The 13,843-nt window shown below is 64.0% G+C and carries 11 protein-coding genes; 5 read left to right on the top strand and 6 right to left on the bottom strand.

The window, feature by feature from the left end; translation table 11 throughout:
• On the top strand, window positions 1-598 hold a 598-nt coding region (locus tag QZZ02_RS12895), incomplete at its 5' end, for an SIMPL domain-containing protein (RefSeq protein WP_291845004.1).
• A 9-nt stretch (window positions 599-607) separates the two neighbouring features.
• On the opposite strand, the gene panD is transcribed toward QZZ02_RS12895, so the two are convergent.
• A complete protein-coding gene (gene panD, locus QZZ02_RS12890; RefSeq protein WP_291845003.1) occupies window positions 608-973 on the bottom strand; it encodes an aspartate 1-decarboxylase in 366 nt (121 codons plus the stop codon).
• Window positions 974-1,225: 252 nt separating this feature from the next.
• On the opposite strand from panD, the gene QZZ02_RS12885 reads away from it, so the two are divergent.
• The 4 genes from QZZ02_RS12885 to QZZ02_RS12870 all read left to right on the top strand — a co-directional run bounded on the left by QZZ02_RS12885 (window position 1,226) and on the right by QZZ02_RS12870 (window position 6,446).
• Window positions 1,226-1,951 (top strand): hypothetical protein, encoded by a 726-nt coding sequence (locus QZZ02_RS12885; RefSeq protein WP_291845002.1) that lies wholly within the window; start codon window positions 1,226-1,228, stop codon window positions 1,949-1,951.
• Window positions 1,951-2,811, top strand: coding sequence for a M23 family metallopeptidase (locus QZZ02_RS12880; protein ID WP_291845000.1), 861 nt, complete (start codon window positions 1,951-1,953; stop codon window positions 2,809-2,811). Before QZZ02_RS12885 ends, QZZ02_RS12880 begins: the two co-directional genes overlap by 1 nt.
• A 105-nt stretch (window positions 2,812-2,916) precedes the next feature.
• Entirely contained in the window at window positions 2,917-3,861 is a 945-nt protein-coding gene (locus QZZ02_RS12875) for a DUF4349 domain-containing protein (RefSeq protein ID WP_291844998.1), read from the top strand.
• A gap of 110 nt (window positions 3,862-3,971) precedes the next feature.
• Entirely contained in the window at window positions 3,972-6,446 is a 2,475-nt protein-coding gene (locus QZZ02_RS12870) for an ATP-binding protein (protein WP_291844997.1), read from the top strand.
• Between the two features lie 11 nt (window positions 6,447-6,457).
• On the opposite strand, the gene QZZ02_RS12865 is transcribed toward QZZ02_RS12870, so the two are convergent.
• From QZZ02_RS12865 to QZZ02_RS12845, 5 genes are all read right to left on the bottom strand, one after another.
• Complete coding sequence (locus QZZ02_RS12865; protein WP_291844995.1) at window positions 6,458-6,880, bottom strand: secondary thiamine-phosphate synthase enzyme YjbQ; 423 nt, start codon at window positions 6,878-6,880, stop codon at window positions 6,458-6,460.
• Between the two features lie 90 nt (window positions 6,881-6,970).
• Entirely contained in the window at window positions 6,971-9,085 is a 2,115-nt protein-coding gene (gene rpoD, locus QZZ02_RS12860) for an RNA polymerase sigma factor RpoD (protein ID WP_291844994.1), read from the bottom strand.
• Between the two features lie 52 nt (window positions 9,086-9,137).
• On the bottom strand, window positions 9,138-10,979 hold the full coding sequence (gene dnaG, locus QZZ02_RS12855) for a DNA primase (RefSeq protein WP_291844992.1): 1,842 nt from the start codon (window positions 10,977-10,979) through the stop codon (window positions 9,138-9,140).
• Window positions 10,980-11,047: 68 nt separating this feature from the next.
• Window positions 11,048-12,973: a beta-propeller domain-containing protein gene (locus tag QZZ02_RS12850; RefSeq protein ID WP_291844990.1), complete on the bottom strand. Its 1,926-nt coding sequence runs from the start codon at window positions 12,971-12,973 to the stop codon at window positions 11,048-11,050.
• Window positions 12,974-13,086: 113 nt separating this feature from the next.
• Entirely contained in the window at window positions 13,087-13,551 is a 465-nt protein-coding gene (locus QZZ02_RS12845) for a GatB/YqeY domain-containing protein (RefSeq protein ID WP_291844987.1), read from the bottom strand.
• Between the last annotated feature and the right edge of the window lie 292 nt (window positions 13,552-13,843).

Raw genomic sequence — 13,843 nt, 5'->3', positions numbered from 1 at the left:
CGTACAGATCGCACCGGAATTCGCCTCCGTATCCTCCGGCGTGGTGAGCCGCGCAGAGACCGCCCAGGCGGCCGTACGGGCCAATGCCCAAGCCATGAGCCGGGTGTTCGACGCGCTGCGCCGCGCCGGCGTTGGCAGCGACGACATGCAGACAGCCCAGCTTACAGTGTCGCCGGTCTATGCCGACCGCCGCCAGCCCAACCAGATTGAACTGACCATTATCGGCTATGAGGCGCGCAACCAGGTCTCGGCCAAGGTGCGTGACACCGGCCGCGTCGGCCAGGTGATTGATGCCATGGTCTCGGCCGGTGCCAACAATATCAACGGTGTGACCTTCGGAGCCGACAATACGGACGACGCACTCAACAGCGCCCGCCGCAACGCCATTGCGGCGCTGCTCGCCAAGGCGGAGCTTTTCGCCGATGCCGCCGGGTTCGAACTGTGCGGAATCCGCCGCATGGGTGAGAGCAGCTACCGCCCGCAACCGATCTATGAAACCCGCATGATGAGCTTGGACGACAGCGCCTCGACGCCGATCGCAGCCGGCGAACTGTCGCTCACCGCCACGGTCAGTGCCGATTTCTGCATCAGTGAGTAGGCGGGAAAATCAGGCCGCCTGGGGCTTGGCCATGACCTTGTTGTGCTCGTCCAGCAGGACCACGACCGGATCATGCTGCTCGGCCTCGGCGGCCTCCATTTCGGCATAGGCGACCACGATGATGCGATCGCCGACCTGGGCCAGCCGGGCCGCGGCACCATTGATGCCGAAAGTCCGGCTGCCGCGCGGCGCCTCGATGGCATAGGTCGTGAAACGCTCGCCATTATTGATGTTGAGCACATCAACCTGCTCATAGGGCAGGATGCCGGCCGCATCGAGATAATCGCGGTCGATCGAGATCGAACCCTCGTAATGAAGGTCTGCCTGGGTCACGACGGCCCGGTGCAGCTTGCATTTCATCATGGTGAGGCGCATCGCGCATCTCCCGAACACAACATATTGCGCTGCACATAGAGCCTAAGACGGAAAAGTTCAACGCCTGCCCGCCGTATGCGGCGATGACAAGCCTGTTGGTGATTTGCAGCCACCGCCAGCCTGACAGGCGATCGACGCACCGCCGCAGGATGGCGGCGCGCGGAATGTCCTCATCGAAGGTTCATGCAGAGGGTGCAAAAAGACGCTATACTCGAGGTCAGGGAGAGACCGACGAAAGCCGGGGAGAGACCGATGACATACCGATCCACGCTTTGGGCACCACTTGCCGCCATGCTGCTGGTCAGCACGGCGACATCGGCCCAGCAGCAGCCCGCAACCCAGACACGGCAGCCCGTGCCGAGCCGGCTCGATACGTCCCAGCTGACGCGGCTGACCACACAGCAACCGGTGCGGGACCCGCGTCCCGACGCGCCTGTGGCGATGAGCATCAATTGGGGTCAGGTGTCCGAAGACATCCAGTTGCAGGCCCGCGAGTTCCAGCGCGCCAGCACGGTTGCGGCCATCGCCCAGAGCGATCTTCCCTTTGCCCGCCCCACCAATCCGGAAGCCGCCGGTGTGGCCGATACCGGCCTGCCCGTCCTGATCCCGGGAACGGCGGCGCTGGGGCTTGACGGCAATGCCCGCATCCTGCTGTTCCCGCGCGAGAATTTCTACAATCTGTCGATCACCGCGCCCGGCCTTGTGATCGAGGTCTTCGGCACCCGTCTCGCCCATGCCCGGGCCCCGGACCCGCTGAGCACCCGCCGCCTCAATGCCAGCGACAGCGATGGCTATCGCATCAGCCAGACCGAATATGGTCGCGAGCTCAGCTTCAATCGCTATGGCGCTGCCTATTCCATCACCGTGGAGTGTGACGGTCCGAACAGCGATCCACGCTGCCGCACGGATGCCTATGTGCGCGGCCTGGCGGACTCCCTGATCATCGCCGCCGGCAATCCGGCATCGGGAGGTCAGTGATGTCACGCGAAGCTGAACTCACCCTTGCCGCGGCGGTTGCGGCCGCCGGTATCGCGGCCATGATCTGGTGGCCCATGCAAGACGCGACACCGAGCGAGCAAGCCCCGCCGGCCGTTGAGCCCGTTGAGGAAGACCCGGCGCCGCTCGAAGTGCCGGACTCCGAGCCTGAACCGGAGCCCGAACCGGAACCCGAGCCCGTGCCCGACCCGGTCCCGGTCGATGACGCCGGCGAGACCTTCACCTACATGCCGCCCGGCGACCTGGTCGAGGGCTCTGGAACCGGCCAGACATTGCAGCCCAATTATGCCCCCGGCATGCGCTTCCCGATGGAAGCCGGCCAGGCCTATGCCAACAGCCAGGTCTATGGTTATGGCGGCTATCTCGGACCAGCCGGCGGGCAGTGCAATCCGGCCAATTATGAATATGCCTGGCGTGACAATTTCTGCGAGACACGCGGCTATGGCACGCCGATGTGCCCGACCGGGGTTGGCCATCAGGGCCAGGATATCCGCCCGGCCAGCTGCCAGGACAATACTCATTGGGCGGTCGCCGTCGCAGACGGAACCATCACATCGGTCGGCACCTATTCGGTCCGCCTGATGACCGATGAAGGCGTGCGCTACACCTATCTCCATCTCGACCGGGACACGCTGCTGGTCGAATCGGGCGACACGGTCAGCCGTGGCGAGCGGATCGGCTATGTCTCAAACGAATTCGGTGACACGGCAACCACGATCCACCTGCATTTCGAGATCAAGATGGCCATCGATACCGGCTCGGGCATCCAGAACACGCCGGTGCCGCCTTATGTCGCGCTGGTCGACAGCTATGAAAGCCTGCTGACAGGCGCCGAGGACTGATCGCGGCGCGGCCTTGGTCCTGTCGCCTTTTGCGCTAGCCTGGGTCGCAGCAGGGATGGATTGCCGTCGTCCGGGGTGCCGGACTGCGGCCAGAGGGGAGAACCCATGAAACCGATCGTTCTGGCGTGTCTCGCCTCACTGACACTTGTGGCTGGCTGCGAGAATTCCACCCCGCAGGACAGCGCCGAACGTGGCGAAGCTTTCGGCATGTTTGCCGCCGAAGATGCCATCATGGCAGAACCGGGTTATGCGCCGCCGCCGCCGCCGCCGCCGGCCGCGAACCACGCCGGCGCCGACGATGGCGCATTCACCGGTGGCGACGTCTCGGCACCCGATATGCGCCTGATTGCCTACAGCTACAGCTACCAGCTTGAAACACCCGCCGCGATGACATCCGGCCTGATCGACACCCATCGCGAGGCCTGCCTGTCGGCCGGTCCGGCGGTCTGCCAGGTCGTCAATGCCAATATCTACCAGCAGGGCGACCGCGGCGTGGCCGGCTCGCTCTCCCTGCGCGCCGTACCGGCCTGGATCGAGACTTTCCGCACGGGTCTTGGCGGCCAGCTTGAAACCGCTGACGGGCGGATCCGGCACCAGTCCCAGGACGCCGAGGACCTGACCGCCGCCATTGTCGATCTGGAGGCCCGGCTCACGGCCAAGCTGACCCTGCGCACCCGTCTGACAACCCTCCTGGAACGTCCCGGCGCGACCGTCGAGGAACTGGTCCAGGTTGAACGCGAACTGGCCCGCCTCCAGGGCGATATCGAAGGCTCACAGGCCCGCGTCCGCGCGATGCGGGGACGGATATCAATGTCATCGCTGACAATCAGCTACGCCTCGCGGGTCGAGCCGGTATCTCGCAGTGCCTTCGACCCGCTCGGTCGCGCCCTGCGAAACCTGTCCGGCAACTTCGCCTCGGGCCTCGCCGACGTCCTCACCTTCATCGCCGGCGCCCTGCCCTGGCTGATTGTCATCCTGCCTGTCGGCTGGCTGGCGACGCGCTGGATCGGTGGCGTCTTGCGGCGGCGACGCGAGCAGCGGAAACCCTGAGCCAGGTCGACGATGCGAGCGGCGTCCCGAACAGCTGGTTGCGGCGGGCTTCCATGTAAAGCGGGCATTAACCCTGTCTGGTGTGTCTTAGGCACCGCAAAGGTCTCCCCATGCCACGCTATCGCCTTCTGATACCGCTCAGTGCGGCCCTGTTCTGCCTTCTGGTCTTCACCGCACTTTCCCTGCACATCCGGTCGCAGGAGCATTATGCCGTTCGCGTCCATCTCGAAGAGATCTCGACCAACCTCCAATACAATCTCACCGAACGCGTGGACCGCGACCTCACCGGCCTGGAACGCATGGCCAGTCGCTGGGTGCGATCGGGCGGAACGGACGAGGCGGAGTGGCGCGCCGACGCGATGGCCTATGTCACTGACAATGCCGAATTGCGCTCGGTGCAATGGGCCAATCCGGCGTTTCGGCTGGAATGGGTGGAACCGCTGGAAGGCAATGAGGCGGTCCTCGGGCTGGACATCCTTTTTGAGGAATACCGCGCCCGCGCCGTGTTGCAGGCGGTCAATACCCGTCGTCCCAACAACAGCGCCGCCATCCATTTTCTCCAGGGCGGCACAGGCTTTCTCGCCTATTTCCCCCTCTTCCTGGAGGATCGTTTCGACGGTTTGATTGTTGGCGTCTTCGACGTGGCCAACATGATCGCGGCCGGACTTCCTGAAAGCTATTCCGACTATGTTGCAATCCGGGTCAATGAGGCCGGCGAGCCCATTGCCGAACTGGGCACCCCGACAAGCGGCCGCATCGTTTCCACCCGCACCGTCGAGCTTCCCGGCTCGGTCTGGACCGTCGAGGTCTTTCCCGCCGCACAGCTCTACGCCGAGGAATTCAGCTCGGTTCCGATCTTTCTTCTCCTGCTGGGCCTGCTGGTTTCGGCGGGCATCGGCATCGGGACACATCTCGTCCTGACCGGCCGGATCCGCCAGAATGAGCTGGCGTCGGAACGCGAAGCCGCCTTCGACGAGCTTGAGCGCAACCGCGAGCGCATGGCTCTGGCCGTGCGCGGATCATCGGACGGCTTCTGGGACTGGGACCTTGAGAACGGGACGATCTACCACTCGCCCCGGCTGCGCAGCCTCCTGGGCTATGACGACGAAGCGGCCCATCTCACCGAGGATGACTACCCGGACGATGTCCACCCTGATGACCAGGATCGGGCCATCGCCGCCATGCGCGATCACATCCGGCACGGCACCGACTATGACATGCAAATCCGGTTTCGTTGCGCTGGCGGCGGCTATCGCTGGTTCCGGACCCGCGGCGTCGCCCAACGCAATGACGGTCGGGCTGTCCGCATGGCCGGCTCGATCACAGACATTACCGATCTGATCGAGGCCCGTGATCGCGCCAACGCCGCCAATCGCGCCAAGTCGGACTTCCTGGCCAATATGAGCCATGAGATCCGCACGCCGATGAACGGCATTCTCGGCATGGCACGCGTGCTGGCGGACAAGTCCCTCCCCGACGATATCCACGCCAAGCTCGACATCATCGTACGCTCCGGCGACACGCTGATGCATCTGCTCGACGACATTCTCGACCTGTCCAAGATCGAAGCCGGCCAGATTGAACTCGAGGAAGCCGCCTTCAGCCTTGAACTAATCGGATCGCGACTCTCGGCGCTGTACGCGGACGCGGCTGAGGCCAAGGGCATCGACCTGAGAATCACGGTGCACGATACCAAGGACAGCGCCCGTTTCGGCGATCCGCTGCGCCTGTCCCAGATCGCCAACAATCTGGTTGCCAATGCGATCAAGTTCACGAGCGCAGGCTCCATCGAGGTGACGCTGGAACCCGTGACCGACCCTGCGTCTGGCACACAGGACACACGCAGCGACGCCAGCGACCAGGTCGAACTGGTCGTGACTGATACCGGTATCGGCATGAGCGAAGACCAGTGTCGCTCGGTGTTCGACAAATTCGTCCAGGCCGACAGCTCGACCACCCGCCGTTTCGGCGGCACGGGGCTTGGCCTGGCGATCTGCAGGGGGCTGGCTGAACAGATGGGCGGCACGATCTCGGTGACCAGCAGGCCGGGCAAGGGCACGCGCTTTTGCGTCCGCCTTCCCATGCCCGCGGTCGCGCCTGGCGCCGACATTCCGAACCGGCCCGACCTGATCGCGATCGGCGGCGCCCTGTCTGTCGACGGTCGTCCGGCCCGCATCCTTGCGGCCGAGGACAATCTGACCAATCGCCTCGTGCTCAAGGCCTATCTCGACAAGATGAAGGTCGAACTGGATATGGTCGAGAATGGCGAGGAAGCCGTCCATGCCTTCCGCACCAAGCCATTCGACATCGTGCTGCTGGACATCCAGATGCCGGTCATGAATGGCGAGGACGCGCTGAGCGAAATCCGGGCATTCGAACGCGCCGAGAACCGCCTGCCGACGCCAGTCCTCGCCCTCACAGCGAATGTCATGGCCGACCAGGTCAATCGCTACGCCATGCTGGGCTTCGACGCCTACACCGAAAAACCCCTGAACCCGGACGCGCTGGAACGCACCATGCGCCGCCTGCTCCTGGGCAATCAGCTGCGCCGCTCGGCCCGGCCGTCAACCGCCGCCTCGCAATAAGCCCGGCGCCGCTAGCCCGTCAGGTGCAGCACAACCTCGCGACGGTGCGACCGGTCACGATGTTCGAACAGGTAAAGCCCCTGCCAGGTCCCCAGCATCAATCGCCCGCCCTCGACCGGTATCCCGATCGAGGTCTGCGTCAGCGCCGCCCTGATATGCGCCGGCATGTCGTCCGGTCCCTCTGTGGTGTGGGCAAGCCAGGCCATGGACGGATCATCACCCGGCGGCACAAGCCGCCGGAAAAAGCCCTGCAGGTCCCGCTGCACGTCGGGATCGGCGTTTTCCTGGATGACGAGCGAGCAGGATGTGTGCCGCACGAAAGCGGTGAGCAGGCCGTCTGACGCAGAATGTTCGCGCGCGAAGTTTGCGGCGACCGGCGTGAACTCATAAAGGCCGGGACCGGCGGTTTGAAGCTGGTGACGGTGGAGGGGCATGAAGCGAGGCTAGCCCCTGGCGCATGGCCCGGCCACAAAAAAGCCGGCCCGAAGGCCGGCTTTTTCAATGTCTGAACCTGAAGCTCCGGATCAATTGTCCAGAAAGCTCCGCAGCTTGCGGCTGCGGCTTGGGTGCTTCAGCTTGCGCAGGGCCTTCGCCTCGATCTGGCGGATGCGCTCGCGGGTCACCGAGAATTGCTGGCCGACTTCTTCCAGCGTGTGGTCGGTATTCATGCCGATGCCGAAACGCATGCGCAGGACGCGTTCCTCACGCGGCGTGAGCGACGCCAGCACGCGCGTGGTGGTCTCGCGCAGATTGGCCTGGATGGCGGCGTCGATCGGCAGGACGGCATTCTTGTCCTCGATGAAGTCGCCGAGATGGCTGTCTTCCTCGTCGCCGATCGGCGTTTCAAGCGAGATCGGCTCCTTGGCGATCTTCATCACCTTGCGAACCTTCTCCAGCGGCATGGCCAGCTTTTCGGCCAGTTCTTCCGGGGTCGGCTCGCGGCCGATCTCGTGCAGCATCTGGCGGCTGGTGCGGACGATCTTGTTGATCGTCTCGATCATGTGCACCGGGATACGGATGGTGCGCGCCTGGTCGGCGATCGAGCGGGTGATCGCCTGGCGGATCCACCAGGTGGCATAGGTCGAGAATTTGTAACCGCGGCGATACTCGAATTTGTCGACGGCCTTCATCAGGCCGATATTGCCCTCCTGGATGAGATCCAGGAATTGCAGGCCGCGATTGGTGTATTTCTTGGCGATGGAGATGACGAGACGCAGATTGGCCTCGACCATTTCCTTCTTGGCGACGCGGGCCTCGCGCTCGCCCTTCTGGACGGTGCGGACGATGCGTCGCAGGTCTTCGATCGGCACGCCGGCACGCTGGGTCAGATCGGCGAGATCGTCGCGGATCTTGCCGGCATCGACACCTTCGCGATCGATGAAACGCGCCCAGGCCTTGGAGGTCGACGCCATCGAACCGGGCCATTCCGGATTCAGTTCATTGCCGAAATAGCTGTCCATGAACTGGGCCCGCGGCACGCCATGGGCATCCGCCATGCGCAAGAGCTTGCCCTCCAGCGCCATGCGTTCCTTGTTGATCGCATAAAGCTGTTCGACCAGCGCCTCGATACGGGCATTGTTCAGGTGCATCGTGTTGAGATTGGTCACGATGGCGTTCTGGAAGCCTTCGTACTTCTCGCGCGACTGCTTGGTGAGGTCCTTGCCCTCGATGCGGGCGGCGACCAGCTTGTCCTGCAGCTTGCGGAAAGCCGCGAAATCGGTGGCGATGGAGTCGAGTGTCTCCATCACGCCATCGCGCAGCTCCGCTTCCATGGCTGACAGGGACAGCGACGCACCGTCATCATCATCGTCATCATCGTCATCGCTGGACGAGGATTCGCTGTCGTCATCGTCCTCGTCATCATCCGACTTCTTGGACTCGCCCGCGTTGTCGTCATCCTCGTCGGATTTCGGCTTGACGCTCGCATCGCCGGCCGGGGTCGGCGTTTCGCCCTCGCCCGTGCCCTCGCCGTCCTCATCACCATCCTCGGCGGCTTCCGCCTGCTGGCCGCCATAGGTGGCATCGAGGTCGATGATGTCGCGCAGCAGGACCTGGCCTTCCTGCAATTCGTCGCGCCAGACCATGATGGCTTCAAAGGTCAGCGGGCTTTCGCACAGACCGCGGATCATCGCATTGCGGCCGGCCTCGATGCGCTTGGCAATCGCGATTTCGCCTTCACGCGACAAGAGCTCGACGGAACCCATTTCGCGCAGATACATGCGGACTGGGTCGTCGGTGCGATCGGCGGAGGTCGGCGTGTTCTGACCGGTGACGGCGGTCTTGGAGGCGCCGGCTACGGCACGGCTGTCGCTCTCCTCTTCCTCGTCATCATCGTCCTCATCATCATCGCCGGACGACGCGCCGGCCTTGGCGGTCTTCGGTGCATCGCCGCCGTCGTCATCCACATCGCTGTCATTGTCGACAACATTGATGCCCATCTCAGACAGCTGGGCGAGCACGTCCTCGATCTGCTCGGACGAGAATTCCTCGCTCGGCAGGACCGCATTCAGCTCGTCATGGGTGACATAACCGCGCTTCTTGGCGGTTTTCACCATGTTCTTCACTGACTGATCCGTCAGGTCCAGCAGCGGACCATCCGAATTTTCCGATGCATCATTGGCTTCGGCGGTTTTGCTCATCTATTCGTCCCTTGTCGCGCCGCCCGGGGGCGCGCAATTGGAATTATACGCATCAAGACGATTCCGAACGAGAGCTTTCATACCGGTAGGCATCCACCACCTGCCGAAAGCGTTCCGAATCCGCCTGCTTGAGTTCTTCGTCCAGACGGGCACGCGCCTCATCACGACGTGTCTGTGCTTCGCTTCGTTCCATATAGGCGTGAGCCAGCCGCTTCCAAGCTTCTGCCCTCACCTCTGGAGACGCCTCCATACCGCCCAGTTCCGCCCGCATGGGTCTGCGCTCACCGTCCAACCGCTTTATCTCTGCCGCGTATCCGGCATCGGCCAATTGAGCCCTTAGCGTGTCGGTCTGCACAAACTGCCCAGAAGAGCAGGCGTCTAGAACGGCGTCGCGCAGCCTGTCAAGCGATCCCAACCGCAAAAGCGCGAGGGTCTCGACCTGGGAGGCGGCGATTTCCGGGTATTCGATCGCTGCGACCAGCAGGAGATGCCCCAGCCTGGCGGTCGGATCCGCCTGCCGGGACTGCTTGTTGCGCAGCTCGGCCGTAGCCCCCAGCGGCACACCCTTGCCGGGGCGCCAGGGCCCGCGACGATCGCCGCGACCGGTTTTCGGCCGGGTGCCGAACAGGGCATCCGTCCGCTGATCAAACTCGCGCTTGTATTCCTCGCGGATGTCCGTGTCGGCAATCTGACCGACCAAAGCGCGGATGCGGCGGCGAAAACCGGCCCGGCGATCGGGATCATCGAGCGGTTCGGCGAGAACCTCGCGCTCCCAGATCAGGTCAGCCAGCGAGCGGGTCTCGCGGAAGACGGCGCGCAGGGCGTTGGCGCCCTCTTCGCGCAGGATGTCATCCGGGTCCTTGCCGTCGGGCATGAAGGCAAAACGCATTGTCTTGCCCGGCTGCAGCAGCGGCAGGGCGCGCTCGGCGGCCTTGAAGGCGGCGGCGCGGCCGGCGCTGTCGCCGTCAAGGCACATGACCGGTTCGCCACCGGCCCGCCACAACAGCTGGATCTGTTCCTCGGTCACCGCCGTGCCCAGCGGCGCGACGCCGTGCTCCAGCCCGGCCCGCGCCAGGGCGATCACGTCGAGATAACCCTCGGCCACGATCAGGCCGCGAATGTCCTGCTTGGGGTCTGACGCTGCCTTGCGCGCTTCGGGGTAGCGATAGAGGAGCGAGCCCTTGTGGAAGATGGGCGTTTCCGGCGAGTTGAGATATTTTGCCCGCGCTTCCTTGTTCAGGGCGCGGCCACCAAAACCGACCAGCCGGTTTCTCGGGTCGTGGATCGGAAAGGTGATGCGGTCGCGGAAACGGTCATAGGGCGATCCGCCGTCCGGCTCGATCAGCAGGCCGCACTCGATGAGGTCGGCGACCGGCGCCCCGGCGGTGACCAGCTCGTCTTTCAGCGCGGTCCGGCTTTCCGGGGCATAGCCGATCCCGAACCGGGCGCAATCCTCGCCGGTCAGGCCGCGCGATTTGAGATAGCGGCGCGCCTCCTCGGCGGCCGGTGCCCGCAAGGCGCGGAGGAAGAAGGCCTGGGCAGTCTCCATCCACTCGACGAGGGATTTGCGGTGCTGGGTCTTTTGCTGGCTCTCCGGGTCGGGCTCGGGCAGGCGCAAACCGGCCTCGCCGGCCAGACGCTCGGCCGCCTCCATGAAGGACAACCCCTCCATTTCCTCAAGCCAGGTGAAGATGTCGCCATGCTTTCCGGAGGCAAAGCAATGATAAAAGCGCTTGTCATCATTGACGAAAAAGGACGGGGACCGTTCTTTCTTGAAGGGCGACAAGCCGACGAATTCGCGACCCTGGCGCTTGAGCGGGACGGAACGGCCAATGAGGTCCGACGGGCGCACACGCGCCTTGATCTCGTCGATGAAATCCTCATTGAGACGCATGGAAACCCGTCACCCCGTCCGCGAAAACCCAATAGAGCATGATGCACCTTATTTGGGGGTCGGTCGATTTATTCGCTCAGGCCGTCCTCATCCTTTCGCGGGCCGGGCGTGAAGTTGAGTCGGCCGATCTCCTCCACCCGCTTGTCACCGAGCATGCCCTCGACAATCTCATAGCCCAGCAACGCCAGGATCCGGCCACGGAGGAAGATCGGACGGGCATTGCCATACCAGTCGGTGCACGACGCCCGGCAGCCATCGTCCAGCCCGGGACGGGCCCGCGCCTGCAGCCGCCCGATGGGCGCAAAACTGCCTGCCTCGCGCTGCAGGAAGACCATGTCCGCCTCGCGATCATCGCCCGACAGGAGAGGCAAGGCCGCCAACCCGTCGCCGTCCGCGCCTTCGGGGCGGAAGAAGAAGGCGTGGCTGCGGCTCTCCGATTCGGCACTGCCCGCGAGCAAGAAGCGGTCCGAGATCACCGGCTCATCCCCGGTCAGGGACACCGTGACGAAACCCGTCCCCTCGCCCTGTGTGACAACGAGCCCGTCGCGGCCAACCGCCTCGATACGCGACACCCGCCCGTCCAGCGGCAGACGCGTGACGGCGCCGCCCTCCAGCGCGACAGCCAGGGCCAGATCGAGACGTTCATCGCCCCCGCGCTCGGTCAGTCCGACCAGCAGCGTGTCGCCGACATAGCGGTTGTGTTCGATCAGGGCGTGCTCGGCGACCGGCAGGACCTGATAATCTGACGGCCTGGGTGGTTCGCTGCCATCTCCAAAGCGGGTTGTCGGCAGCCGCAACAGGGCCGGTCGTCCTGCCGCAGACTCGGCCCGCCACATCGCTTCGCCATTGCCGTCCGGCAGGACGAGGATGTCGAGCCGGCTCGCCGCTTCATTGGCGTGGAAGGAAAACTGGTCAAGCGGCGCACCCTCGACCCGGGCAACGCCGGGTGCCGACCCGTCCAGCGGGATGCGGTAGAGATAGCTCTGCCCGTCATCGCGCTCATACCAGTCCGGGACAACCCAGACATAGGTCGCATTGCGCGAGACGAAGAAGCTGCGCCCCATCTGACCCAGCACGACGGTCACCCGGCAATCGAAGTCGTCGGCGGCGAGGTCACAGCGCGTGACCACATGCATGCCTGACACGGCAGCGCCGCCACGCGCCTTCAGAGGCGCCGGAACATAGACATCACGGGCCTGCGCAATGCGGCGGAAGGCGACCTCTTCCTGGCCCGGCACCCAGCGGCTGAGCGCCGGCAGGCTGTCCAGCGGATCATCGCCCCAATAATTGTCAAAGGTCAGCGGCGCATAGGTGATCAGCTGGTCGCCGATCAGGCGCGAGGCGTAGTTGCGCGAGCTGTAATAATCGTCCGAACGCAGGTGATGGGTATCCAGATGCGTCAGACGGCCATCTCCAGCAAGCCGGAAGCGATTGATTTCGGTCGCTTCATATTCGTAGCTGAAGCCGATGATCACGATCAGGTCACCGGACACGATCATCTCGTCATACCAGCCGGCCGAACCCTCGCCGCCCGGCGGAAAGGCATCAATCTGATCGATGGCAACGAGATCGTCATCAGCGGTCGAGATGGTGAACAGGCGGCCGCGGCGAAGGACAATCAGGTAATCGCCAGCGACCTTGACGATCCCGCCCTCATCAACGCCTGCCACCTGGACATTGGTGATACCGGGATTGTCGATGCGCGACCCAGTGACGAGCAAGTCGGCCGTGCCGGCCTGCAGAGTCGGCGCACTGGCAGCGCCCGGCTGTGGGGGCGGAGGCGGAGGTGGAGGGGGCGGATAGAAGCTTCCAGGCAGCCAGTCCACGACCTCGCCATTCTCGTCGAGCTCGGCCAGAAAGGCGCGCAGCTCGTCGTCATCTTCGAAACTTGGAAGCGTTTGAGCGACGGCAGGCCCGACCAGCGTGACGGGCAGGCTGACGGCGCAGGCGGCCACCATGATCCGGATCGCCCCGGTCAATCTCGATACGAACATGCCCACTCCCCTGTTTTCCAAAGGAAAGCAGAGGGCGAACCGCACCGCAATCAAAGATCGGGGCCGCGCGTCACTTTTCAGGGATGACGGGTTGCAGATCCGGTGGGCGCCGGTCAGGCCGAGGCGAGCAGGTCTTTCACCTTGGCGCCGGCCTTGGCGAAGTCCATGCGGCCGGCAAAGCGCGATTTGAGCTCGCCCATGCAGCGTCCCATATCCTTCAGCCCGCTGGCTTCGAGCTCATCGACCACCGATTTCGCCGCATCGGCGATCTCGCCATCATCCATCGGAGTCGGCAGGTATTCGCGGACGATCTCGGCTTCCGAGCGTTCGGCTTCGGCGAGATCGAGACGGCCGGCCTTTTCATAGGTCTCGGCGCTCTCCTCGCGCTGCTTCACCAGCTTGGTAAGCAGCGTCATGATTTCGGTATCCTCGCAGCCGGCGCAGCGATCCTCCGCGCGAGCGGCGATATCGCGGTCCTTGATGGCGGCCGAGATGAGGCGAAGCGTCGACAGACGCGCCTTGTCCTGGGCCTTCATGGCCGATTTCATATCCGTGGCGATGCGTTCACGAAGCGACATGGTAGCAACCAAACCTATCCGGGCGCCGTCGGCAGCGCTCCCTGACGAGATCTCCGGTGTGAAGAACTTTTCCTGTGCACGCGTGGACGTGCCAATTGTTTCGAACAATGCGTGGCCTTTTGTTCTGCCTGATCGCGGGTGAGGCAAATGCCCCCGAAACGAGGGGCCGGGAATTATTCCGTTGGCGGCAAAGAATCAAGCCCGATTGTAAATCGTGATCAAATAACCGGTTTGCAAATTCGCCATGCGACCGCGCAAGCGAGGCTCCAATCAGCCGCGAAAGACCACCGGA

Origin of the sequence: Maricaulis sp. (assembly GCF_015665295.1) — a bacterium.
Lineage (GTDB): Bacteria > Pseudomonadota > Alphaproteobacteria > Caulobacterales > Maricaulaceae > Maricaulis.
This window is presented reverse-complemented; position numbering and strand designations above follow the sequence as displayed.